Origin of the sequence: Martinezella paranaensis, from assembly GCF_014200235.1 — a bacterium.
Classification (GTDB): domain Bacteria; phylum Pseudomonadota; class Alphaproteobacteria; order Rhizobiales; family Rhizobiaceae; genus Rhizobium; species Rhizobium paranaense.
The window spans coordinates 853,268-875,837 of record NZ_JACHBI010000001.1 but is presented as its reverse complement, the minus strand read 5'-3'; the positions used below and the strand labels follow the sequence as shown (position 1 = coordinate 875,837).

General features: G+C 59.1%; 23 protein-coding genes. 1 reads left to right on the top strand and 22 read right to left on the bottom strand.

Annotated elements, in window-relative coordinates; genetic code table 11:
* Positions 1-26: 26 nt before the first annotated feature.
* From rpsQ to rpsL, 15 genes are all read right to left on the bottom strand, one after another.
* Positions 27-266, bottom strand: a complete 240-nt coding sequence (gene rpsQ, locus GGD50_RS04255) for a 30S ribosomal protein S17 (RefSeq protein WP_028753969.1) — start codon at positions 264-266, stop codon at positions 27-29.
* A gap of 12 nt (positions 267-278) precedes the next feature.
* The gene (gene rpmC, locus GGD50_RS04250; protein WP_007690763.1) at positions 279-479 is read right to left on the bottom strand and encodes a 50S ribosomal protein L29; all 201 of its coding nucleotides are present in this window, start codon (positions 477-479) and stop codon (positions 279-281) included.
* An 11-nt stretch (positions 480-490) separates the two neighbouring features.
* Positions 491-904 carry a 50S ribosomal protein L16 gene (gene rplP, locus GGD50_RS04245; protein ID WP_004118395.1) on the bottom strand — a complete coding sequence of 138 codons (414 nt, stop codon included), beginning with the start codon at positions 902-904 and terminating at the stop codon, positions 491-493.
* Positions 905-940: 36 nt separating this feature from the next.
* Positions 941-1,666, bottom strand: a complete 726-nt coding sequence (gene rpsC / locus GGD50_RS04240) for a 30S ribosomal protein S3 (RefSeq protein WP_104822786.1) — start codon at positions 1,664-1,666, stop codon at positions 941-943.
* Positions 1,666-2,055 carry a 50S ribosomal protein L22 gene (gene rplV, locus GGD50_RS04235; RefSeq protein ID WP_004118391.1) on the bottom strand — a complete coding sequence of 130 codons (390 nt, stop codon included), beginning with the start codon at positions 2,053-2,055 and terminating at the stop codon, positions 1,666-1,668. Before rplV ends, rpsC begins: the two co-directional genes overlap by 1 nt.
* Positions 2,056-2,057: 2 nt before the next feature.
* On the bottom strand, positions 2,058-2,336 hold the full coding sequence (gene rpsS, locus GGD50_RS04230; protein WP_004118389.1) for a 30S ribosomal protein S19: 279 nt from the start codon (positions 2,334-2,336) through the stop codon (positions 2,058-2,060).
* Positions 2,337-2,351: 15 nt separating this feature from the next.
* Positions 2,352-3,188 carry a 50S ribosomal protein L2 gene (rplB, locus tag GGD50_RS04225; RefSeq protein WP_104822785.1) on the bottom strand — a complete coding sequence of 279 codons (837 nt, stop codon included), beginning with the start codon at positions 3,186-3,188 and terminating at the stop codon, positions 2,352-2,354.
* An 11-nt stretch (positions 3,189-3,199) separates the two neighbouring features.
* Positions 3,200-3,493: a 50S ribosomal protein L23 gene (locus tag GGD50_RS04220; RefSeq protein WP_028753972.1), complete on the bottom strand. Its 294-nt coding sequence runs from the start codon at positions 3,491-3,493 to the stop codon at positions 3,200-3,202.
* The gene (gene rplD / locus GGD50_RS04215) at positions 3,490-4,110 is read right to left on the bottom strand and encodes a 50S ribosomal protein L4 (protein WP_107107810.1); all 621 of its coding nucleotides are present in this window, start codon (positions 4,108-4,110) and stop codon (positions 3,490-3,492) included. The genes GGD50_RS04220 and rplD overlap by 4 nt, the downstream gene beginning before the upstream one ends.
* A gap of 13 nt (positions 4,111-4,123) precedes the next feature.
* Positions 4,124-4,765 (bottom strand): 50S ribosomal protein L3, encoded by a 642-nt coding sequence (gene rplC / locus GGD50_RS04210; RefSeq protein ID WP_107107809.1) that lies wholly within the window; start codon positions 4,763-4,765, stop codon positions 4,124-4,126.
* A 39-nt stretch (positions 4,766-4,804) separates the two neighbouring features.
* A complete protein-coding gene (rpsJ, locus tag GGD50_RS04205) occupies positions 4,805-5,113 on the bottom strand; it encodes a 30S ribosomal protein S10 (protein ID WP_003547547.1) in 309 nt (102 codons plus the stop codon).
* 311 nt (positions 5,114-5,424) lie between these two features.
* Positions 5,425-6,600 (bottom strand): elongation factor Tu, encoded by a 1,176-nt coding sequence (gene tuf / locus GGD50_RS04200; RefSeq protein ID WP_107107798.1) that lies wholly within the window; start codon positions 6,598-6,600, stop codon positions 5,425-5,427.
* Between the two features lie 67 nt (positions 6,601-6,667).
* Positions 6,668-8,767, bottom strand: coding sequence for an elongation factor G (fusA, locus tag GGD50_RS04195; RefSeq protein WP_107107808.1), 2,100 nt, complete (start codon positions 8,765-8,767; stop codon positions 6,668-6,670).
* Positions 8,768-8,797: 30 nt separating this feature from the next.
* Positions 8,798-9,268: a 30S ribosomal protein S7 gene (gene rpsG, locus GGD50_RS04190; RefSeq protein ID WP_107107807.1), complete on the bottom strand. Its 471-nt coding sequence runs from the start codon at positions 9,266-9,268 to the stop codon at positions 8,798-8,800.
* Between the two features lie 77 nt (positions 9,269-9,345).
* Positions 9,346-9,717 (bottom strand): 30S ribosomal protein S12, encoded by a 372-nt coding sequence (gene rpsL, locus GGD50_RS04185; protein ID WP_003507760.1) that lies wholly within the window; start codon positions 9,715-9,717, stop codon positions 9,346-9,348.
* 505 nt (positions 9,718-10,222) lie between these two features.
* On the opposite strand from rpsL, the gene GGD50_RS04180 reads away from it, so the two are divergent.
* Entirely contained in the window at positions 10,223-10,516 is a 294-nt protein-coding gene (locus GGD50_RS04180) for a transcriptional regulator (protein ID WP_107107806.1), read from the top strand.
* 102 nt (positions 10,517-10,618) lie between these two features.
* Here GGD50_RS04180 and rpoC read toward each other — a convergent pair whose 3' ends face one another.
* The 7 genes from rpoC to nusG form a co-directional block, all read right to left on the bottom strand.
* A complete protein-coding gene (rpoC, locus tag GGD50_RS04175) occupies positions 10,619-14,830 on the bottom strand; it encodes a DNA-directed RNA polymerase subunit beta' (RefSeq protein ID WP_107107805.1) in 4,212 nt (1,403 codons plus the stop codon).
* A 190-nt stretch (positions 14,831-15,020) separates the two neighbouring features.
* Positions 15,021-19,163 carry a DNA-directed RNA polymerase subunit beta gene (gene rpoB / locus GGD50_RS04170; protein ID WP_107107804.1) on the bottom strand — a complete coding sequence of 1,381 codons (4,143 nt, stop codon included), beginning with the start codon at positions 19,161-19,163 and terminating at the stop codon, positions 15,021-15,023.
* A 263-nt stretch (positions 19,164-19,426) separates the two neighbouring features.
* A complete protein-coding gene (rplL, locus tag GGD50_RS04165; RefSeq protein ID WP_028755229.1) occupies positions 19,427-19,807 on the bottom strand; it encodes a 50S ribosomal protein L7/L12 in 381 nt (126 codons plus the stop codon).
* Positions 19,808-19,865: 58 nt separating this feature from the next.
* A complete protein-coding gene (gene rplJ, locus GGD50_RS04160; protein WP_104822778.1) occupies positions 19,866-20,384 on the bottom strand; it encodes a 50S ribosomal protein L10 in 519 nt (172 codons plus the stop codon).
* Positions 20,385-20,717: 333 nt separating this feature from the next.
* On the bottom strand, positions 20,718-21,416 hold the full coding sequence (rplA, locus tag GGD50_RS04155; RefSeq protein WP_028755227.1) for a 50S ribosomal protein L1: 699 nt from the start codon (positions 21,414-21,416) through the stop codon (positions 20,718-20,720).
* Positions 21,417-21,420: 4 nt separating this feature from the next.
* Positions 21,421-21,852 (bottom strand): 50S ribosomal protein L11, encoded by a 432-nt coding sequence (gene rplK, locus GGD50_RS04150; RefSeq protein WP_004123453.1) that lies wholly within the window; start codon positions 21,850-21,852, stop codon positions 21,421-21,423.
* Positions 21,853-22,031: 179 nt separating this feature from the next.
* On the bottom strand, positions 22,032-22,562 hold the full coding sequence (gene nusG / locus GGD50_RS04145) for a transcription termination/antitermination protein NusG (protein WP_075857230.1): 531 nt from the start codon (positions 22,560-22,562) through the stop codon (positions 22,032-22,034).
* Positions 22,563-22,570 lie beyond the last annotated feature (8 nt).

Sequence of the window (22,570 nt, the reverse complement as noted above, 5' to 3'; positions counted from 1 at the left end):
AGCGCAAGGGCCTGAGCGAAATTCTATTACTTGGCCTGGGCGGAAACGACCGTCCAGGTCTTGTCCTTGGAGATCGGCGCGCATTCCTCGATGGAAACGACGTCGCCGACCTTGTACTGATTGTTTTCGTCGTGAGCCTTGTACTTCTTGGAACGACGAACGGTCTTCTGGAGCAGCGGGTGAGCGAAACGACGCTCAACGCGGACAACTACCGTCTTCTCGTTCTTGTCGCTGACCACGACGCCCTGCAGAATGCGCTTCGGCATGTTATTCTTCCTTTAGGCCTTTGCTTCTGCCGCCTTCTGGCGGGCAATGGTTTTCACGCGAGCGATGTCCTTGCGAACTTCGTTGATGCGCGAGGACTTTTCAAGCTGGCCGGTCGCCTTCTGAAAGCGCAGATTGAACTGCTCCTTCTTCAGCTTGGCAAGCTCATCCTTGAGTTGGTCGGCGCTCAGGGCGCGAACATCTGCGGCTTTCATGAGCTTCTTCCTTACTCTGCAATGCGCTGCACGAAGCGCGTCTTGACCGAGAGCTTGGCGGCGCCGAGGCGCAGAGCCTCACGAGCGATTTCTTCGCTCACACCATCGATCTCGAACATCATACGGCCGGGCTTGACCTTGCATGCCCAGTATTCGACAGAGCCTTTACCTTTACCCATACGGACTTCGGTTGGCTTTGCGGTTACCGGAACATCCGGGAACACGCGGATCCATACACGGCCGGCGCGCTTCATGTAGCGCGTGATCGCGCGGCGAGCCGCTTCGATCTCACGAGCGTTGACGCGGTTAGGCTCCTGCGACTTCAGACCGAATTCGCCGAATGCGAGGTCAGAACCACCCTTGGCAACGCCCTTGATGCGGCCCTTAAATTGCTTGCGGTACTTAGTACGCTTTGGCTGCAACATTTTCTTATTCTCCGAACTTATCTGCCACGAACGCTATCAAGCGTTTTCGCGGCGGCGGTCTCTATCGCGATCGCGGCTAGCCGGACCCTGGGCGTCGCCCTCGAGCGCGCGGCGTTCGGAGGCCATCGGATCGTGCTCAAGGATTTCGCCCTTGAAGATCCAGACCTTGATGCCGCAGATGCCGAAAGCGGTTTCTGCTTCAGCCGTACCGTAGTCGATGTCGGCGCGCAGCGTATGCAGCGGCACGCGACCTTCACGGTACCATTCCGTACGAGCGATTTCCGCACCGCCGAGACGGCCGGCGCAGGTGATCTTGATGCCTTCAGCGCCAAGACGCATCGCGGACTGAACGGCGCGCTTCATGGCGCGACGGAAAGCAACACGACGCTCGAGCTGCTGAGCGATCGACTGGGCAACCAGCGTCGCGTCGATTTCCGGCTTGCGAACTTCAACGATGTTGAGGTGCGTTTCGGAATTCGTCATGTCCGACAGCTTCTTGCGGAGCTTGTCGATGTCAGCGCCTTTCTTGCCGATGATCAGGCCCGGACGAGCCGAGTGGATCGTGACGCGGCACTTCTTGTGCGGACGCTCGATGACCACCTTGGAGATACCGGCCTGCTTCAGTTCGTTCATGACGAACTTACGCATCTTCAGGTCTTCGTGAAGAAGCTGACCATACTCGGCATTGTCCGCAAACCAGCGGCTATCCCAGGTACGGTTGATGCCAAGACGAAAACCGATCGGATTGATTTTCTGACCCATTATGCGGCCTCCCCTTGAGCTTCCACTTCACGAACGACGATCGTCAGGTGCGCGAACGGACGCTCGATGCGAGACGCACGGCCACGGCCACGAGCGTGGAAACGCTTCATGACGATCGACTTGCCGACGTAAGCTTCGGCGACGACCAGCGAGTCAACGTCGAGATCGTGGTTGTTTTCTGCGTTGGCGATCGCGGATTCGAGCGTCTTCTTCACGGCACCAGCGATGCGCTTGCGCGAGAATTCCAGCTCTGCGAGCGCGCGATCAACCTTCTTGCCGCGGATCGAAGCCGCGACCAGGTTGAGCTTCTGCGGGCTGACGCGGAGCGTGCGCGCAACTGCCTGCGCTTCATTGTCCTTCAGCCGGCGTTCGGTTTTTGCCTTGCCCATTGTTACTTCCTCTTCGCCTTCTTGTCCGCACCGTGACCATAATAGGTACGGGTCGGGGCGAACTCGCCGAACTTGTGTCCGACCATGTCTTCATTGACGCTGACCGGAATGTGCTTGCTGCCGTTGTAGACACCAAAGGTGAGACCAACGAACTGCGGCATGATGGTGGAGCGACGGCTCCACATCTTGATTACTTCGCTACGTCCGCCTTCGCGCACCTTCTCAGCCTTCTTGAGAAGATAGCCGTCAACAAACGGACCTTTCCATACTGAACGAGCCACTTGAGACTTCCTCTCTTACTTCTTGCGCTGATGGCGCGAGCGCATGATCATCTTGTCGGTCGACTTGTTCGACCGCGTACGCTTGCCCTTGGTCGGCTTGCCCCATGGGGTCACCGGATGGCGACCACCAGAGGTACGGCCTTCACCACCGCCGTGCGGATGGTCAACCGGGTTCATGACAACGCCGCGGTTATGCGGCTTCTTGCCACGCCAACGCGAACGACCGGCCTTACCGTCGTTGATGTTGGCATGATCCGGATTCGAAACCGCACCGATCGTTGCAAGGCAATTGCCATGCACGAGGCGCTGTTCGCCGGAGTTCAGGCGAAGGATCGCCATGCCCTGGTCACGACCAACGAGCTGAGCGTAGGAGCCAGCCGAACGAGCGATCTGACCGCCCTTGCCCGGCTTCATCTCCACGTTGTGGATGATGGAGCCGACCGGGATGAACTGAAGCGGCATGGTGTTGCCCGGCTTCACGTCCACTGCCTTTTCCGAAGCGACGACCTTGTCGCCGGCAGCAAGACGCTGCGGAGCGAGGATGTAGGCCAGTTCGCCGTCCGTGTACTTCACCAGAGCGATGTAAGCGGTACGGTTCGGGTCGTATTCGATGCGCTCGACCGATGCCTCAACGTCGAACTTGCGACGCTTGAAGTCGACCAGACGATAGCTGCGCTTGTGACCGCCACCCTGGAAACGCACGGTGATGCGGCCGGTGTTGTTGCGGCCACCCTTGGAGGTCAGGCCTTCCGTCAGCGTCTTGACCGGCTTGCCCTTGTAGAGCGAGGAGCGGTCGACAATGACGAGCTGTCGCTGGCTCGGGGTCGTCGGATTGAATGTTTTCAATGCCATTTTCTTATTCCTCAGAGACCGGTGGAGACGTCGATCGACTGGCCTTCGGCGAGCGTCACAACAGCCTTCTTCACGTCCTTCTGCTTGCCGACGAGACCTTTAAATCGCTTGGTCTTGCCCTTGCGGAGCAGAGTGTTGACGGCCGTAACCTTGACGCCGAACAGCGCTTCGACGGCAGCCTTGATTTCAGGCTTCGTCGCGGTCTTGGCAACGTTGAAAACAACCTGGTTGTTATCCGAAACCAGCGTGGACTTTTCGGTGATCGCAGGAGAAACGATCACATCGTAATGGCGAAGATCCGTCACTTGAATCGCTCCTCTAGAGCTTCAACTGCAGCCTTGGACAGCACAAGCTTGCCGCGGCGCAGGATGTCATAAACGTTGATGCCCTGGATCGGCAGAACATCGATGTTCGGGATGTTCTGAGCCGCGAGCTTGAAGTTGCTATCGAGCTCAGCTCCACCGATGAAGAGCGCATTGGTCAGGCCGAGCGTCTCGAAAGTGCTGGCCAGAGCCTTGGTCTTGGCATCGGCTGCAACCAGGCTGTCGATGACGATGACGTCTTCGGACTTCAGCTTGGCCGACAGAGCGTGACGCAGGCCGAGGGCGCGAACCTTCTTCGGCAGATCGTGCTCGTGGCTGCGAGCGACCGGGCCGTGAGCCTTACCACCGCCGCGGAACTGCGGAGCGCGAGCCGAATGGTGACGAGCGCGGCCCGTACCCTTCTGCTTGTACATCTTGGCACCGGTGCGCGCTACATCTGCGCGGCCCTTTGCCTGATGCGTGCCCTGCTGCTTCTTTGCAAGCTGCCAGCGGACGACGCGAGCGAGGATGTCCTCACGCGGCTCGAGGCCGAAAATCGCATCAGAAAGGGAAACCTTCCCAGCGTCTTTTCCCTCGAGGGTCTTGACGTTCAATTCCATTGGTTTGGCTCCCTTACTTCGCGGCCGACTTGACGGCGTCGCGCACGATGATCCAGGCACCCTTGGAGCCGGGAACTGCACCCTTGACGAGGATCAGACCGCGATCTTCATCGGTCGATACCACTTCGAGGTTCTGCGTCGTGACGCGAGTCTGGCCCATGTGACCAGCCATCTTCTTGTTCTTGAACACCTTGCCCGGATCCTGGCGCGAGCCGGTCGAACCGTGCGAGCGGTGCGAAACCGACACACCGTGCGTGGCGCGCAGACCGCCGAAGCCGTGACGCTTGATAGCGCCTGCAAAGCCCTTACCGATCGTCGTGCCGGTCACGTCGACGAGCTGGCCCGCCGTGAAGTGAGCGGCCTTGAGCTCGGTGCCGACTTCGAGCAGGTTTTCATCCGTAACACGAAATTCAACGAGCTTGGCCTTCGGCTCAACGCTGGCAACGGCGAAATGACCGCGCAGGGCCTTCGTCGTGTTCTTAACTTTTGCCTGGCCGGCACCGAGCTGAACTGCGGTGTAGCCATTCTTTTCTACTGTGCGCTGGGCCACGACCTGGCAGCCATCCAAACGCAATACGGTTACCGGGACGTGCTCGCCGGCGTCGTTATAGACGCGGGTCATTCCCACCTTCTGTGCAATCACACCTGAACGCATCGGTTCAATCCTTCTCACTCAGCTCGAGGACCAGAGGTCTCAGAGCTTGATCTCAACATCGACACCGGCGGCGAGATCGAGCTTCATCAGCGCGTCTACCGTCTGCGGGGTCGGGTCAACGATGTCGAGAAGGCGCTTATGCGTGCGCATCTCGAACTGCTCGCGGCTCTTCTTGTCGATGTGCGGGGACCGGTTTACCGTGAACTTCTCGATACGAGTCGGAAGCGGAACGGGGCCCCGGACGCTAGCACCGGTGCGCTTCGCCGTCGACACGATCTCGCGCGTGGAAGCATCGAGAATTCGGTGATCGAACGCCTTCAGGCGAATGCGGATATTTTGGCCGTTCATTCGACGTTATCCTTGTGTTTTGTTATCTCGCGTGCCGCTAAAAAAGGGCACGGATTGTTCTTTTTCCTAAGGCGGACCACCGGTTTCAAAGATCGAGGGGGACGCCGGCTGCGGCATCCCCATCCACTTCTTCAGACCTTTCGGCCCACCTTATTGTTAATCTCATTGGCTGCTTCGTTATCCGAAGCAGCGCGCAAATCGCGCTCGCGCGCCATTTGCAACATTTCGATGTCATAAGCAAGCGGCTACTGCCGCTTGCATCATATTATTGTCATCGAATCGGCCACTCGGATGGAGTGGCCGGCTTCGAATTACTCGACGATGCTAGCGACGATGCCGGCGCCGACGGTACGGCCGCCTTCGCGGATCGCGAAGCGCAGCTTTTCTTCCATCGCGATCGGAACGATCAGCTCGACGTCAACCGTGATGTTGTCGCCAGGCATAACCATTTCCGTGCCTTCCGGAAGCGTCACGATACCCGTCACGTCCGTCGTGCGGAAGTAGAACTGCGGACGGTAGTTCGTGAAGAACGGCGTATGACGGCCGCCTTCTTCCTTCGTCAGGATGTAGGCTTCGGCCTTGAACTTCTTGTGCGGCTTTACAGTGCCCGGCTTGCAAAGGATCTGGCCACGCTCGACGCCGTCACGGTTCACACCGCGGATCAGCGCGCCGATGTTGTCGCCAGCCTGGCCCTGATCGAGCAGCTTACGGAACATTTCAACGCCGGTAACCGTCGTCTTCGACGTCGGACGAATGCCGACGATTTCGACTTCTTCACCAACCTTGACAATGCCACGCTCGACGCGGCCCGTCACAACCGTACCACGGCCGGAGATCGAGAACACGTCTTCGATCGGCATCAGGAACGGCTGGTCGATCGGACGCTCAGGCGTCGGGATGTAGGCGTCAACCGCTGCCATCAGCTCGCGGATCGCGTCTTCGCCGATCTTCTTGTCGCTGTCTTCCAGAGCAGCAAGGGCCGAACCCTTGACAACCGGAATGTCGTCGCCCGGGAAGTCGTAGGATGACAGAAGTTCGCGAACTTCAAGCTCGACGAGCTCCAGAAGCTCGGCGTCGTCAACCTGGTCGACCTTGTTCAGGAACACAACGATCGCCGGAACGCCAACCTGGCGGGCGAGCAGGATGTGTTCGCGCGTCTGCGGCATCGGGCCGTCAGCAGCCGAGCAAACCAGGATCGCGCCGTCCATCTGCGCAGCACCCGTGATCATGTTCTTCACATAGTCAGCGTGGCCGGGGCAGTCGACGTGCGCGTAGTGACGAGCAGGCGTCTCATATTCAACGTGCGCCGTCGAAATCGTGATGCCGCGTGCCTTTTCTTCCGGTGCCGCGTCGATCTGGTCATACGCCTTGAACTCACCGAAGAACTTCGTGATCGCTGCCGTCAGAGACGTCTTGCCGTGGTCAACGTGGCCGATCGTGCCGATGTTAACGTGCGGCTTATTGCGCTCAAACTTACTCTTTGCCATTTTCGGCTCTCCGTTTTTCTTGTCCCCGAAGGGATCAATTCTTGTTATCGGTCAATTGGTATTCCGGTCACTTCTGACCGGAATACTTTGCCTGGATTTCCTGTGCGACGTTCGACGGGACCGGCGAATAATGATCGAAGGTCATCGTGTACTGCGCGCGGCCCTGAGACATGGAGCGCAGGTTGTCGACGTACTTAAACATGTTTGCCAGCGGGACGTTCGCGTTGATGACAACAGCGATACCGCGGCTTTCCTGGCCCTGGATCTGGCCACGACGCGAGTTCAGGTCGCCGATGACGTCGCCGACGTAATCTTCCGGCGTCACGACTTCGACCTTCATCATCGGCTCGAGGAGCTGGGCACCAGCTTCACGGGCTGCTTCACGGAAGCAAGCGCGCGAAGCGATTTCGAAGGCCAGAACCGACGAGTCGACGTCGTGGAAGGCACCGTCGATCAGTGTCGCCTTGACGCCGAGCATCGGGAAGCCAGCCAGTGGGCCCGAAGACAGAACGCTTTCGATGCCCTTCTGAACGCCCGGAACGTATTCCTTCGGAACAGCACCGCCGACGATCTTGGACTCGAACTTGAAATCGTCGCCTTCCGGGTTCGGTTCGAACACGATCTTGACGCGAGCGAACTGACCGGTACCACCCGACTGCTTCTTGTGGGTGTAGTCCTTCTCGGTCTGACGCGTGATGGTTTCGCGGTAAGCAACCTGCGGCGCGCCGACGGTTGCTTCGACCTTGAATTCACGACGCATGCGGTCGACGATGATGTCGAGGTGAAGTTCACCCATGCCGGCAATGATCGTCTGACCCGATTCCTGGTCCGTCTTGACGCGGAAGGACGGATCTTCGGCAGCCAGGCGGTTGAGCGCGAGGCCCATCTTTTCCTGGTCGCCCTTGGTCTTGGGCTCGATCGCGATCTGGATGACCGGCTCGGGGAATTCCATGCGCTCGAGGATAACCGGCTTCAGTGGATCGCAGAGCGTATCGCCAGTGGTGGTTTCCTTGAGACCGGCCAGAGCAACGATGTCGCCAGCGAAGGCTTCTTCGATGTCTTCACGCGAGTTGGAGTGCATCTGCAGCATGCGGCCGACGCGCTCGCGCTTGTCCTTGACCGTGTTCATGACCGACGCGCCCTTTTCGAGCTTGCCGGAGTAGATACGGGCGAAGGTCAGCGAACCGACGAAGGGGTCGTTCATGATCTTGAACGCCAGCATGGAGAGCGGCTCAGCATCGTCAGCGTGACGGTGGATTTCAGCTTCCGTCTTGACGTCAATGCCCTTGATCGCCGGGATGTCGATCGGAGACGGCAGGTAATCGACAACAGCGTCGAGCAGCGGCTGAACGCCCTTGTTCTTGAAAGCGGTGCCGCAGAACATCGGGTGAAACTTGACGTCGATCGTGCCGCGACGGACGAGCGCACGGATCTGATCGTTGTCCGGCAGGTTGCCTTCCAGATAGGCTTCGGTCGCAGCTTCGTCGATCTCGACAACCGTCTCGATCAGCTTTTCGCGATATTCTTCAGCCTTGGCCTTCATGTCTTCCGGGATTTCGACGACGTCCCACTGGGCGCCGAGCGACTCGTCGCGCCAGATGAGAGCGTTCATCTCGATCAGGTCGATAACGCCCTTGAAATCGCTTTCAGCGCCGATCGGGAGCTGCATGACGACGGCGGTCGCACCGAGGCGGCTCTTGATCATCTCGACCGAGCGATAGAAGTCGGCGCCGGTCTTGTCCATCTTGTTGCAGAAGATCATGCGCGGAACATGATACTTCTCAGCCTGACGCCAGACGGTTTCCGTCTGCGGCTCAACACCAGCGTTGGCATCGAGCAGAGCGATAGCGCCGTCGAGAACGCGCAGCGAACGCTCGACTTCGATGGTGAAGTCGACGTGGCCGGGGGTGTCGATGATGTTGAAGCGGCGCATCTTGCCGTCACGGCCCTTCCAGAAGGTCGTGGTAGCAGCAGAGGTGATCGTGATGCCACGCTCCTGCTCCTGCTCCATCCAGTCCATGGTGGCTGCGCCGTCGTGGACTTCGCCGATCTTGTGCGACTTGCCGGTGTAGTAAAGGATACGCTCGGTCGTCGTGGTCTTGCCGGCGTCGATGTGCGCCATGATACCGAAATTGCGGTAGTCTTCGATTTTATATTCGCGAGCCATAGTGGACTGCCTTTCGGAAACCGTTCGGGATTACCAGCGATAATGCGAGAACGCACGGTTGGCATCAGCCATCTTGTGCGTGTCTTCGCGCTTCTTGACGGCAGAGCCGCGGTTGTTGGAGGCATCAAGAAGTTCGCCGCAGAGACGGTCGACCATGGTGGTTTCGTTGCGCTTGCGGGCAGCAGAGATCAGCCAGCGAATAGCAAGAGCCTGACGGCGCTCGGGACGAACGTCGACCGGAACCTGATATGTAGCACCACCAACGCGGCGCGAACGGACTTCAACGTGCGGAGCGATGTTATCCAAAGCCTGATGGAACACGCCGAGCGGCTCCTGCTTTGCCTTGCCCTGCACGGCGTCGAATGCGCCGTATACGATGTTTTCAGCTACGGACTTCTTGCCGTCCAGCATGATGGCATTCATGAACTTCGTGACAACCAGATCGCCGAACTTCGGGTCCGGATTGATCTCGCGCTTTTCTGCTCTGTGACGTCGGGACATACTTCTCGTCTCTCAACTGTTAGCGGCGCTTTACAACGCGGAGAACCTCGCGCAGCGCCGGATTACCTGAAACCGAATTACTTCGGACGCTTTGCACCGTACTTGGAACGGCGCTGCTTGCGGTTCTTGACACCCTGGGTATCGAGAACGCCGCGGATGATGTGGTAGCGAACACCCGGAAGGTCCTTGACGCGGCCGCCACGGATCATGACGACAGAGTGCTCCTGAAGGTTGTGACCTTCGCCCGGGATGTAACCAATGACTTCAAAGCCGTTGGTGAGGCGGATCTTTGCGACCTTACGCAGAGCCGAGTTCGGCTTCTTCGGCGTCGTCGTGTAGACGCGGGTGCAAACACCACGCTTCTGCGGGTTCTCCTGAAGAGCGGGAACCTTATTACGCTTTACCTGCGCCTGGCGAGGCTTGCGGATTAGCTGGTTTACGGTAGGCATTCAACCATCCCTTGTAAATCTGTCTCGACACCCTTGCGGGCTTAACTCTCGCCGTCTCCGGCACGACACACGTTCGCCTCAATGCGCAAAACGTGGCCCGATCCGCTTTCGCAGATGGACCACAAAAAAGCAGAGGACGCAGCAAATTGCGTCTTGCGTGCAGCATTCGTGTCTTCAACGTGCGTTTAGAACCTTGTTTGAGGTGAACTCCAGAGCGCGTCGCTCCGAACAGCCATGCCTCACATGGGTCCTGATGGCGGCGGTACTACTGGTTTCCCGCAGGTTCGTCAAGGCCGGTTAAGAATTATCTTTGTCACAAACCCCGAAAAGACGGGCCAAACCAGCCGTTTGGCGCCTCAGACGAGGAAATGGCGTCGCTCCGGCAAGATAGACTTGGGTATTTCGTTAAAATCCCTATAAGGAATCACAGAAAGACAATTTCACCGATCGGCAAGGGCAGTTCAGAGAATCGCTCGGCCGAATCGATACCACCGAAGGAAGACTTATGATCACAGAGCCAGACAACGACAACAATTTCGACGGCCCCATGGTCTTCATCATCATCGGCAAGGGATATGAAACGGACGGCGGCGAAGGCGTCGACCTGCATGTTATGCTGAAGGCACCAGATGACGACACCGCTGTTCGCGAAGCGCTGAATGCCCTTGCTGAGGAAGGCTTCATCGAGGCCGATCTCGATCAGATCGGCATGCTGACCGACGTGCCCGACGAAGAACCGCATGCCTCGGCCTATCAGGGCGCGCTGGAAGGCGAAGTGGCGATCATTCGGTTTCGCTAGACGGGATCGCACTCCCCTCGCCTGCTCTTCACACTATGGATGAAAAAAGAAACCGCCCGGATCGCTCCGGGCGGTTTTTGATTCCAGCTTAACTCCAGCCGCTTATTCAGCGGCCGGGGCGTTTTCGTTGGCCATGTCCTGCAGCATCGGCGTGGCGACGGCGGCGCCCGTGCCCTTGCGACGCTCTTCCAGGATCAGCTCGTCGCGAGCCGTCGCGATGCGACGGATCTGCGTCATGGTACCACCGGTACCGGCCGGGATGAGACGGCCGACGATGACGTTTTCCTTCAGACCCTGCAGGCCGTCGGTCTTGCCGGCGATCGCAGCTTCCGTCAGCACCTTCGTCGTTTCCTGGAAGGACGCGGCGGAGATGAAGGACGGGGTTTGCAGCGACGCCTTGGTGATGCCGAGCAGAACCGGATCGCCGTAAGCGGGCTTCTTGCCCTCTTCGATCAGGCGGTCGTTGTTATCGTCCAGCTCGATACGGTCGACATTGTCACCAACGATATACTGGCTGTCGCCTGCATCGGTGATTTCCACCTTCTGCAGCATCTGACGGACAATCACTTCGATGTGCTTGTCGTTGATGACAACGCCCTGGAGACGGTAGACTTCCTGGATTTCGTTGACGAGGTAGGAAGCCAGAGCCTCCACGCCCTTGATCGCCAGGATGTCGTGCGGAGCCGGGTTACCGTCGAGGATGTAGTCACCCTTTTCGATATAGTCGCCTTCCTGAAGGTGGAAGGGCTTGCCCTTCGGGATCAGGTATTCGACCGGCTCGACACCGTCTTCCGCCGGCTCGATGATGACACGGCGCTTGTTCTTGTAGTCGCGGCCGAGGCGGATCGTACCATCGATCTCTGCGATGATGGCGTGGTCCTTCGGACGACGGGCTTCGAACAGTTCGGCAACGCGCGGCAGACCGCCGGTGATGTCCTTGGTCTTGGCGCTTTCCAGTGGCGAACGGGCAAGAACGTCACCCTGCGACACTTTCTGGCCCGGCTCGACGGACAGGATCGCGTCAACCGAGAGCAGGAAGCGGGCTTCACCGCCGCGCGACAGCTTGGCGACATTGCCGCTGGCATCCTTGATGACGATCGCCGGCTTCAGATCCGAGCCGCGCGGCGTCGAACGCCAGTCGATAACCTGACGCTTGGTGATGCCGGTCGACTCGTCGGTCGCTTCGAGAACCGAGAGACCGTCGATAACGTCTTCGAAGTGCACCGTACCGGCGACTTCCGTCATCATCGGACGGGTATACGGATCCCATTCTGCGAGACGCTGACCGCGCTTGACCTTGTCGCCTTCGTCGACATGGAGCTTGGAGCCGTAGGCGACGCGCTGCGAAGAGCGTTCGACGCCACGTTCGTCCAAAATCTGCACCGTCATGTTACGGCCCATGGCAACCAGGCTGCCTTCGGAGTTGCGCAGCATGTTGCGGTTCTTGATCTGAACCGTGCCCTCATACGAGGCTTCCAGGAACGACTGGTCGACCACGGTCGCCGTGCCGCCCAAGTGGAAGGTGCGCATGGTGAGCTGCGTGCCCGGCTCACCGATCGACTGAGCGGCAATGACGCCGACAGCTTCACCGATGTTGACCGGCGTACCGCGAGCAAGGTCGCGGCCGTAGCAGACCGAGCAGACGCCCGTCTGGATTTCGCAGGTCAGCGCCGAACGGATGCGGATCGACTGGATACCAGCCTTTTCGATCTCGATGACATCCGGCTCGAGGATCATCTTGCCAGCATCGACGATGCGCTCACCCGTGATCGGATGGTCGATATCGTCCAGCGCCGTACGGCCGAGGATGCGGGCGCCGAGCGAGGCGACAACCTGACCGGCATCGACGATGGCAGTCATGGTGAGGCCGCTTTCGGTGCCGCAATCGATGTGCGTCACGATGCAATCCTGCGCGACGTCGACGAGACGGCGGGTCAGGTAACCGGAGTTCGCGGTCTTCAAGGCGGTGTCTGCCAGACCCTTACGGGCGCCGTGCGTCGAGTTGAAGTACTCGTTAACGGTCAGGCCTTCCTTGAAGTTCGAGATGATCGGCGTCTCGATGATTTCGCCCGACGGCTTGGCCATGAGGCCGCGCATGCCGCCCAACTGACGCATCTGGTTCGGAGAACCGCGGGCGCCCGAATGGCTCATCATGTAGATCGAGTTCATCGGCTTCTGACGACCGGTCTTCTCGTCGAATTCGACGGCCTTAATGCGGGCCATCATTTCTTCGGCGACCTTTTCCGTGGCCTTGCCCCAGGCGTCGACAACCTTGTTGTACTTTTCGCCCTGGGTGATCAGACCGTCGTTGTACTGCTGCTCGTATTCCTTCACCAGGGCTTCGGTGTCACCGACGATCTTAACCTTGGTATCCGGAATGACCATGTCGTCCTTGCCGAACGAAATGCCGGCGCGGCAGGCATGAGCGAAGCCGAGCTGCATGATGCGGTCGCAGAAAATGACCGTGTCCTTCTGGCCGCAGTGACGGTAGACCGTGTCGATCATCTTGGAGATGTTCTTCTTGGTCATTTCCTGGTTGCAGATGTCGAAGGTCACCTTGCCATGCTTCGGCAGCAGTTCGCCAATCAGCAGGCGGCCAGGGGTCGTTTCATAGATCTTCGAATAGGGCTTGCCCTCTTCGTCGATCGACTTGAAGCGGCCGCGGATCTTCGAATGCAGCGTCACGACCTTGTTTTCCAGAGCGTGATGAAGCTCACCGAGGTCGGAGAAGGCCATGCCTTCGCCCGGCTCGTTCTGGTTCAGGATCGAGAGGTAATAGAGACCGAGAACCATGTCCTGCGACGGAACGATGATCGGTGCTCCGTTTGCCGGATGCAGGATGTTGTTGGTCGACATCATCAGCACGCGGGCTTCGAGCTGGGCTTCGAGCGACAGCGGCACGTGAACAGCCATCTGGTCACCGTCGAAGTCGGCGTTGAAAGCCGTGCAGACGAGCGGGTGCAACTGGATGGCCTTGCCTTCGACCAGCATGGGTTCGAAGGCCTGGATGCCCAGGCGGTGCAGCGTCGGCGCGCGGTTCAGCAGAACCGGATGCTCGCGGATGACCTCGTCGAGGATATCCCAAACTTCCGGCTTTTCCTTTTCAACCAGCTTCTTGGCCTGCTTGACGGTCGAGGAATAACCCTTCGCGTCGAGGCGGGCGTAGATGAACGGCTTGAAGAGTTCGAGCGCCATCTTCTTCGGCAGGCCGCACTGATGCAGCTTGAGCTCCGGACCGGTCACGATGACCGAACGGCCGGAATAGTCGACGCGCTTGCCGAGCAGGTTCTGACGGAAGCGGCCCTGCTTGCCCTTGAGCATATCGGACAGCGACTTCAGCGGACGCTTGTTGGCGCCGGTGATGACGCGGCCGCGGCGGCCGTTGTCGAACAGCGCATCAACAGATTCCTGCAGCATGCGCTTTTCGTTGCGGATGATGATGCCCGGAGCGCGCAGTTCGATGAGGCGCTTCAGACGGTTGTTACGGTTGATGACGCGGCGGTACAGATCATTCAGATCCGACGTTGCGAAACGGCCACCATCGAGCGGCACCAGCGGACGCAGGTCCGGCGGGATGACCGGGACGACCTTCATGATCATCCATTCCGGACGGTTGCCGGATTCCATGAAGTTCTCGACGATCTTCAGGCGCTTCATCAGCTTCTTCTGCTTGAGATCCGACGTGGTGTCGGCAAGCTCGGAGCGCAGGTCGCCGGCGATCTTCTCGAGGTTCATGCTGGCCAGCATCTCGTAGATCGCTTCAGCGCCGATCATGGCGGTGAACTGGTCTTCGCCATATTCGTCAACGGCGAGCATGTACTCTTCTTCCGTCAGGAGCTGATGCTCCTTGAGCGCGGTCAGGCCCGGCTCGGTGACGATGTAGTTTTCGAAGTAGAGAACGCGCTCGACATCCTTCAGCGTCATGTCGAGCAGCGTGGAAATGCGGCTCGGCAGCGACTTCAGGAACCAGATGTGGGCAACGGGAGCGGCGAGCTCGATATGGCCCATACGCTCACGGCGAACGCGCGACAGCGTGACTTCGACGCCGCACTTTTCGCAGATGATGCCCTTGTACTTCATGCGCTTGTACTTGCCGCACAGGCATTCGTAATCCTTGATCGGCCCGAAGATTCGCGCGCAGAACAGACCATCGCGTTCCGGCTTGAACGTACGATAGTTGATCGTCTCCGGCTTCTTGATCTCACCATAAGACCAGGAAAGAATCTTCTCCGGCGATGCGATCGAAATCCGGATGGAATCGAAATTCTGTGCAGGCACCTGCGGATTGAAAAGATTCATGACCTCTTGGTTCATGCCTGTCTCCTTTAGGGGCGAAACGCCCTCGAATTGCAATCAGTGCCGGCAAATTCCCGGGAACCGGACTGACGCCTTAAAACGACAATAACCGCAGAATGCGGCGAAATCGTCCCTGCCTAGCGCTACACGAATTCGGGCGCCGGCGGGAACGGTGCGCGCTGACGAACAGCGCGCACCCTATCGGCTATTACTCGGCTGCGTCCGGAAGCTGGCCCGCTGCCTGCAGCTCGTCGACCTTGGAGTTTTCCAATTCGACGCTGAGACCCAGCGACCGCATTTCCTTGACGAGAACGTTGAAGCTCTCCGGAATGCCCGCTTCGAAGGTGTCGTCGCCACGAACGATGGCTTCGTAGACCTTGGTGCGGCCGGCCACGTCGTCCGACTTGACCGTGAGCATTTCCTGCAGCGTGTAGGCTGCGCCGTAAGCTTCGAGCGCCCAGACTTCCATTTCGCCGAAGCGCTGACCGCCGAACTGCGCCTTACCGCCCAGCGGCTGCTGGGTGACGAGCGAGTACGGGCCGATTGAGCGGGCGTGGATCTTGTCGTCGACCAGGTGGTTCAGCTTCAGCATGTAGATGTAGCCAACCGTGACCTGGCGGTCGAACTGCTCGCCGGTACGACCGTCATAGAGCGTCGACTGACCGGTCTGCTTAAGACCTGCCATTGCGAGCATCTCGTTGACGTCGACTTCGCCGGCGCCGTCGAAGACCGGGGTCGCGATGGACACGCCACGCTTCCACTGATCGGCCAGACGCAGAACCGACGCGTCGTCATACTCGTGAACGTCGTCGCTCTTCGGACCGTCGCCGACGACCATGTCGATCGTCTGGCGCAAAGGCTCGATGTTGCCGCTTGCCTTATAGGCTTCGATCAGCTCGCCGATCTGACGACCCATGCCGGCGCAAGCCCAGCCAAGGTGCGTCTCGAGAATCTGACCGACGTTCATGCGCGACGGCACGCCGAGCGGGTTCAGCACGATGTCGACATGCGTACCGTCTTCGAGGAACGGCATGTCTTCGACCGGCACGATGCGCGATACAACACCCTTGTTGCCGTGACGGCCGGCCATCTTGTCGCCCGGCTGGATCTTACGCTTCACAGCGACGAAGACCTTGACCATCTTCATGACGCCCGGAGGCATTTCATCGCCGCGCTGGACCTTCTCGACCTTGTCCATGAAGCGCTGTTCAAGGCGCGACTTGGACTCGTCGTACTGGCCGCGCAGAGCTTCGAGCTCGCCCTGGACCTTTTCGTCCTCGACAGCGAACATCCACCACTGCGAGCGCGGATATTCGGAGACGACGGCGTTGGACAGTTCCGTGCCCTTCTTGAAGCTCTTCGGACCGGCAAGTGCAACCTGGCCGCGGAGCATTTCGATCAGGCGGCCGTAGACGTTACGGTCGAGGATCGCCTGTTCGTCGTCGCGGTCCTTGGCCAGACGTTCGATCTCTTCGCGCTCGATCGCCATGGCGCGTTCGTCCTTCTCGACGCCGTGGCGGTTGAAGACGCGAACTTCGACGACCGTACCGTAGGTGCCGGGCGGCATGCGCATGGAGGTGTCGCGAACGTCGGACGCCTTTTCACCGAAGATGGCACGCAGGAGCTTTTCTTCCGGCGTCATCGGGCTTTCGCCCTTCGGCGTGATCTTGCCGACGAGGATGTCGCCCGGCTGAACTTCAGCGCCGATGTAAACGATGCCGGCTTCGTCCAGGTTCTTCAGCGCTTCTTCCGAAACGTTCGGAATGTCGCGGGTGATTTCTTCCGGACCGAGCTTGGTGTCGCGCGCCATCACTTCGAATTCTTCGATGTGGATGGAGGTGAACACGTCGTCGGCAACGATACGCTCGGAGAGCAGGATCGAGTCTTCGTAGTTGTAGCCGTTCCACGGCATGAACGCGACGAGCACGTTGCGGCCGAGCGCCAGATCGCCAAGATCGGTCGACGGACCGTCGGCCAAGATGTCGCCCTTGTTGACCACGTCACCGACGGTGACCAGCGGACGCTGGTTGACGCAGGTGTTCTGGTTCGAACGCTGGAACTTCATCAGGCGGTAGATATCGACGCCGGACTTCGACGGATCGAGGTCTTCGGTGGCGCGGATAACGATACGCGTTGCGTCGACCTGGTCGACCACCCCGCCGCGGCGGGCGCCGATAGCAGCACCAGAGTCACGGGCGACAACCGGCTCCATGCCGGTGCCGACGAACGGAGCTTCGGCGCGCAGAAGCGGCACGGCCTGACGCTGCATGTTCGAGCCCATGAGAGCGCGGTTGGCGTCGTCGTTTTCCAGGAATGGGATCAGAGCAGCAGCGACCGAAACAAGCTGCTTCGGCGAGACGTCCATCAGGTTGATGTTGTCGCGCGGAGCGAGCATGACTTCGCCAGCATGACGGCAAACGACGAATTCCTCGATGAAGGAACCGTCGGCGTCGAGCTCGGCGTTGGCCTGAGCAACGTAGTACTTCGCCTCTTCCATGGCGGAGAGGTAGAGCACGTCGTTGGTCACCTTACCGTCGATGATGCGGCGATAAGGGCTTTCGATGAAGCCGTACTTGTTGACGCGGGCAAAGGTCGCCAGCGAGTTGATGAGACCGATGTTCGGGCCTTCCGGCGTTTCGATCGGGCAAATGCGACCATAGTGGGTCGGATGCACGTCGCGGACTTCGAAGCCGGCGCGTTCGCGGGTCAAACCGCCCGGGCCAAGAGCCGAAAGACGGCGCTTGTGGGTGATTTCCGAGAGCGGGTTCACCTGGTCCATGAACTGCGAGAGCTGCGAGGAGCCGAAGAATTCGCGAACGGCGGCAGCGGCCGGCTTCGCGTTGATCAGATCCTGCGGCATAACCGTGTCGATTTCGATCGAGGACATACGTTCCTTGATCGCGCGCTCCATGCGGAGCAGGCCGAGACGGTACTGGTTTTCCATCAGCTCGCCGACCGAGCGGACGCGGCGGTTGCCGAGGTTGTCGATGTCGTCGATTTCGCCCTTGCCGTCGCGCAGTTCGACCAGCATCTTGACCACGGCCAGGATGTCGTCCTTGCGCAGGATGCGGACGGTGTCTTCGACGTCGAGATCGAGGCGCATGTTCATCTTCACGCGGCCGACGGCGGAGAGGTCGTAACGCTCCGCATCGAAGAACAGCGAGTTGAACATGGCTTCGGCCGATTCCATGGTCGGCGGTTCACCCGGACGCATGACGCGGTAGATGTCGAACAGAGCGTCTTGACGGTTCTCGTTCTTGTCCGCAGACAGCGTGTTACGGATGTAGGCGCCGACGTTGATATGGTCGATGCCGAGAACCGGGATTTCGTCGAAACCAGCCTTGAGGATCACCGGAAGGGTCTTCTCGTCGATTTCATCGCCGGCTTCGAGATAGATCTCACCGGTCTGGAAGTTGACGATGTCTTCCGCCAGGAACAGGCCGTAAAGCTCCTCGTCGGTGGCCTTCAAGGCCTTGAGGCCCTTTTCCTGCAACTGACGCAGCAGGCGCGGGGTCAGCTTCTTGCCGCCTTCGACTACGACTTCGCCGGTATCGGCGTCGATCATGTCGGTAACGGTCTTGGCGCCCTTCAGCGTTTCCGCCTTGAAGGGAATGCGCCAGCCCTCGCCGGAGCGCTCATAGAGCGACTTCGTGTAGAAGGTCGACAGGATTTCTTCGCCGTCCATGCCGAGCGCCATCAGCAGCGACGTCACCGGAATCTTGCGGCGGCGGTCGATACGGGCGTAGACGATGTCCTTGGCGTCGAATTCGATATCGAGCCAGGAGCCGCGGTACGGAATGACGCGAGCAGCGAAGAGCAGCTTGCCGGAAGAGTGGCTCTTGCCCTTGTCGTGGTCGAAGAAGACGCCCGGCGAACGGTGCATCTGGGACACGATAACGCGCTCGGTGCCGTTCACGATGAAGGTACCGTTGTTCGTCATGAGCGGCATGTCGCCCATGTAAACGCTCTGTTCCTTGATGTCCTTGATAGACTTCGCGCCGGTATCTTCGTCGATATCGAACACGATCAGACGGAGAGTGACCTTCAGCGGCGCGGCGTAGGTCAGGTCGCGCTGGCGGCATTCGTCGACGTCGAACTTCGGCGGTTCGAACTCATAGGATACAAACTCCAGCATGGAAGCGCCGGAGAAATCGGTGATCGGGAAAACCGACTTGAATACGGCCTGGAGACCCTCGTCAGGGCGGCCGCCCTTGGGCTCTTCGACCATGAGGAACTGATCGTAGGACGCCTTCTGAACCTCGATGAGGTTCGGCATCTCTGCGACTTCGGGAATCTTACCAAAAAACTTGCGTACGCGCCTGCGACCGTTGAACGAAAGGGTCTGAGCCATCGTCGCTCCTTTAAAATCCTGCACCCGGGCCTGCAACGGATGGGAACCGCTGGCCAGGCGATCCCATCAATCAATGAGTAGTTCAATCTCGTCTAACTAACCGAAAACCGCTCGGCACGGATTGCGTCGCGGTTCGGTCTGAGACCATCCTCTTGAAGAACCCATTACCCAAAAGCCGTTTTAGCCGCGGCTTTTGGGTAATTTGTTCGGAAAAACGGCAAATGGGAGGCGGCAAAATGCCACCTCCCAAAGCAGTTTCAAGCTTACTTGACGTCGGCCTTTGCGCCAGCGTCTTCGAGCTTCTTCTTGATGTCAGCGGCTTCAGCCTTGGAAACGCCTTCCTTGACAGCCTTCGGAGCGGCTTCAACGAGGTCCTTGGCTTCCTTGAGGCCGAGACCGGTGATGGCGCGGACTTCCTTGATGACGTTGATCTTGTTCGCGCCGGCATCAGCGAGGATGACGTCGAACTCGGTCTTTTCTTCTTCAACGACAGCAGCAGCGCCAGCACCACCAGCAACGGCAGCAACAGCTACCGGAGCAGCGGCGGAAACGCCCCACTTTTCTTCGAGGAGCTTGGACAGTTCTGCGGCTTCGAGAACGGTCAGCGAGGAAAGGTCTTCAACGATCTTTGCGAGATCAGCCATTTTTGTAGTTCCTTTTGTTCGGTTCGAACTGGTTGATTATGAACAGCGAAAAACCGCCTTAAGCGGCTTCGTCCTTCTTGGCGTAGGCCGAGAACACACGAGCAAGCTGGCTTGCCGGTGCTGCAACCACACCTGCGATGCGGGTAGCCGGGGTCTGGATCATGCCCAGCAGCTTTGCACGCAGCTCGTCCAGCGAAGGCAGGGTCGCGAGCGACTTGACGCCTTCCGGGTTGAGCGTGGTTGTTCCCATGGCGCCGCCCAGAACAACGATCTTATCGTTGGTCTTGGCGAAATCCACGACGACCTTCGGAGCGGTAATCGGATCGGTGCTGTATGCGATCAGCGTCTGACCCGTGAAGAGATTGGAAATCCCTTCTGCATCCGTGCCCTGAAGAGCAATTTTGGCCAGGCGGTTCTTCGCGACTTTGACGGTGCCGCCAGCAGCGCGCATCTTGGAACGGAAATCGTTCATCTGAGCGACTGTAGCACCAGCATAGTGGGCCACGACAACCGAGCCCGAAGCCTTGAAGACTTCGTTCAGTTCCGTGACGAATTCGCGTTTTTCCGCTCTTTCCACTGCTTTTCTCCAGTTGACAGGACCGCGATAAACGGACCTGCCGGGTTGCCTTTTGCCTCCTGGGATCAGCTAAGAGATCCCAAGCGACGCTTGAGGATCCTGTCCCCTCGCGCTCGAGCCGTAAGGCTCCAAGGCACAAGGCATCCAAGGCTCGAACCGAGTTTATCGAAGCAGAACTTCTTCAAAATTCGGGTCTTACCCGTCTCATGCAGGCAAAGTGATTAAGGTCTCAACCACCTGCAATCTCGGACAGGAATTCCGGATTTCTCCGGATATCCTGGCCCCGAAGGGCCAGGAATTCTTAAATGCCGGGCAACAGGCCCGACAAAACCATTAGGCGCTCGGTGCCGTAACCGTCGACGGCTCGATCTTGACGCCCGGGCCCATGGTCGAAGAGATCGCTACGCGCTTGACGTAGTTGCCCTTTGCACCGGCCGGCTTCGCCTTGATAACGGCGTCAGCGAAGGCGCGGATGTTTTCTTCCAGAGCCTTGGCATCGAAGGAGGCCTTGCCGATACCGGCATGGACGATACCAGCCTTCTCGACGCGGAACTCGACTGCGCCGCCCTTGGAGGCTTCGACAGCACCCTTGACGTCCATGGTGACGGTGCCGACCTTCGGGTTCGGCATCATGCCGCGCGGGCCGAGAACCTTACCGAGACGGCCGACGAGCGGCATCATGTCCGGGGTCGCAATGCAGCGATCGAAGTCGATCTTGCCGCCCTGGACGATTTCAACGAGGTCTTCTGCGCCAACGATGTCAGCGCCGGCAGCCTTGGCTTCATCAGCCTTGGCGCCACGAGCGAAGACGGCAACGCGAACCGTACGGCCGGTGCCGTTCGGCAGGTTGACGACGCCGCGAACCATCTGGTCAGCGTGACGCGGGTCAACGCCGAGGTTCATTGCGATTTCGACGGTTTCGTCGAACTTGGCGACAGCCCGTTCCTTGACCATGCCGATAGCCTGGGTCAGAGCATAGAGCTTAGTGGGATCGACGCCTTCGCGGATCTTCTGAATACGCTTTGCAACCATGGTCTTAACCTACCACTTCCAGGCCCATGGCGCGGGCAGAGCCCTCGATCATGGCCATTGCGCCTTCGATATCGGCGGCGTTCAGATCCTTCATCTTGGCTTCGGCAATCGACTTGACCTGAGCCTTGGTGAGCGTGCCAGCCTTGGCACCCTTGCCCGGCGTCTTCGAGCCGGACTGGATCTTCGCTTCCTTCTTCAGGAAGTAGCTGACCGGCGGCTGCTTCATGACGAAGGTGAAGGACTTGTCCTGGTAGTAGGTGATGACGACCGGGATCGGCATACCCTTTTCCATTTCCTGCGTGGCGGCATTGAACGCCTTACAGAATTCCATGATGTTAATGCCACGCTGACCAAGCGCAGGACCGATCGGCGGCGACGGATTCGCCGAGCCGGCCTTAACCTGCAGCTTGAGCTGGCCTGCAACTTTCTTAGCCATATCTCTCTGCCTTTCTGATTGACCGGTTGCCCGGCCCATTATGCCGGATTGCTCCGGCGGCTGCGGTTGCGTGGTGCGGATCAAAAGGTCCGGCTAAGACCCCTGCCCTTCCACGCGGATTGCGGCTTCGCCGCGAGGTGTAAGCAAATACTCACTTACACCCAAACTCAAACAAACGATCAGACCTTCTCGACCTGACTGTATTCCAGCTCGACCGGCGTAGCGCGGCCGAAAATCGACACTTCCACCTTCAGGCGCGAACGCTCTTCGTCCACATCCTGAACCGTGCCGTTGAACGACGCGAACGGACCGTCGGAAACGCGGACCTGCTCGCCGATCTCGAAGGACACCGAAGCCTTCGGCCGCTCGACGCCTTCCTGGACCTGACCGAGAATACGCTCGGCTTCATAATCCGGAATCGGAACGGGCTTATTGTCGGAGCCGAGAAAGCCTGTGACCTTCGGCGTATTCTTGATCAGGTGGTAGGCTTCATCCGTCAGGTTGGCGCGCACCAGCACATAACCCGGGAAGAACTTGCGCTCGCTGTCGACCTTGCGGCCGCGGCGCACTTCAACCACCTTTTCGGTCGGCACAAGGATCTTCTCGAACAGATGCTCGAGACCCTTCTGCTTGGCCTTCTCCTCGATGGATTCAGCCACCTTCTTTTCGAAGTTAGAATATGCGTGGACGATGTACCAACGTGCCGCCATGTTCATCT

Coding starts and splice junctions, on each gene's coding strand:
- rpsQ (WP_028753969.1), bottom strand. CDS start 266: ATGCCGAAGCGCATTCTGCAGGGCGTCGTGGTCAGCGACAAGAACGAG.
- rpmC (WP_007690763.1), bottom strand. CDS start 479: ATGAAAGCCGCAGATGTTCGCGCCCTGAGCGCCGACCAACTCAAGGAT.
- rplP (WP_004118395.1), bottom strand. CDS start 904: ATGTTGCAGCCAAAGCGTACTAAGTACCGCAAGCAATTTAAGGGCCGC.
- rpsC (WP_104822786.1), bottom strand. CDS start 1,666: ATGGGTCAGAAAATCAATCCGATCGGTTTTCGTCTTGGCATCAACCGT.
- rplV (WP_004118391.1), bottom strand. CDS start 2,055: ATGGGCAAGGCAAAAACCGAACGCCGGCTGAAGGACAATGAAGCGCAG.
- rplB (WP_104822785.1), bottom strand. CDS start 3,188: ATGGCATTGAAAACATTCAATCCGACGACCCCGAGCCAGCGACAGCTC.
- rplD (WP_107107810.1), bottom strand. CDS start 4,110: ATGGAATTGAACGTCAAGACCCTCGAGGGAAAAGACGCTGGGAAGGTT.
- rplC (WP_107107809.1), bottom strand. CDS start 4,765: ATGCGTTCAGGTGTGATTGCACAGAAGGTGGGAATGACCCGCGTCTAT.
- rpsJ (WP_003547547.1), bottom strand. CDS start 5,113: ATGAACGGCCAAAATATCCGCATTCGCCTGAAGGCGTTCGATCACCGA.
- tuf (WP_107107798.1), bottom strand. CDS start 6,600: ATGGCAAAGAGTAAGTTTGAGCGCAATAAGCCGCACGTTAACATCGGC.
- fusA (WP_107107808.1), bottom strand. CDS start 8,767: ATGGCTCGCGAATATAAAATCGAAGACTACCGCAATTTCGGTATCATG.
- rpsG (WP_107107807.1), bottom strand. CDS start 9,268: ATGTCCCGACGTCACAGAGCAGAAAAGCGCGAGATCAATCCGGACCCG.
- rpsL (WP_003507760.1), bottom strand. CDS start 9,717: ATGCCTACCGTAAACCAGCTAATCCGCAAGCCTCGCCAGGCGCAGGTA.
- GGD50_RS04180 (WP_107107806.1), top strand. CDS start 10,223: ATGATCACAGAGCCAGACAACGACAACAATTTCGACGGCCCCATGGTC.
- rpoC (WP_107107805.1), bottom strand. CDS start 14,830: ATGAACCAAGAGGTCATGAATCTTTTCAATCCGCAGGTGCCTGCACAG.
- rpoB (WP_107107804.1), bottom strand. CDS start 19,163: ATGGCTCAGACCCTTTCGTTCAACGGTCGCAGGCGCGTACGCAAGTTT.
- rplL (WP_028755229.1), bottom strand. CDS start 19,807: ATGGCTGATCTCGCAAAGATCGTTGAAGACCTTTCCTCGCTGACCGTT.
- rplA (WP_028755227.1), bottom strand. CDS start 21,416: ATGGTTGCAAAGCGTATTCAGAAGATCCGCGAAGGCGTCGATCCCACT.
- rplK (WP_004123453.1), bottom strand. CDS start 21,852: ATGGCTAAGAAAGTTGCAGGCCAGCTCAAGCTGCAGGTTAAGGCCGGC.
- nusG (WP_075857230.1), bottom strand. CDS start 22,562: ATGGCGGCACGTTGGTACATCGTCCACGCATATTCTAACTTCGAAAAG.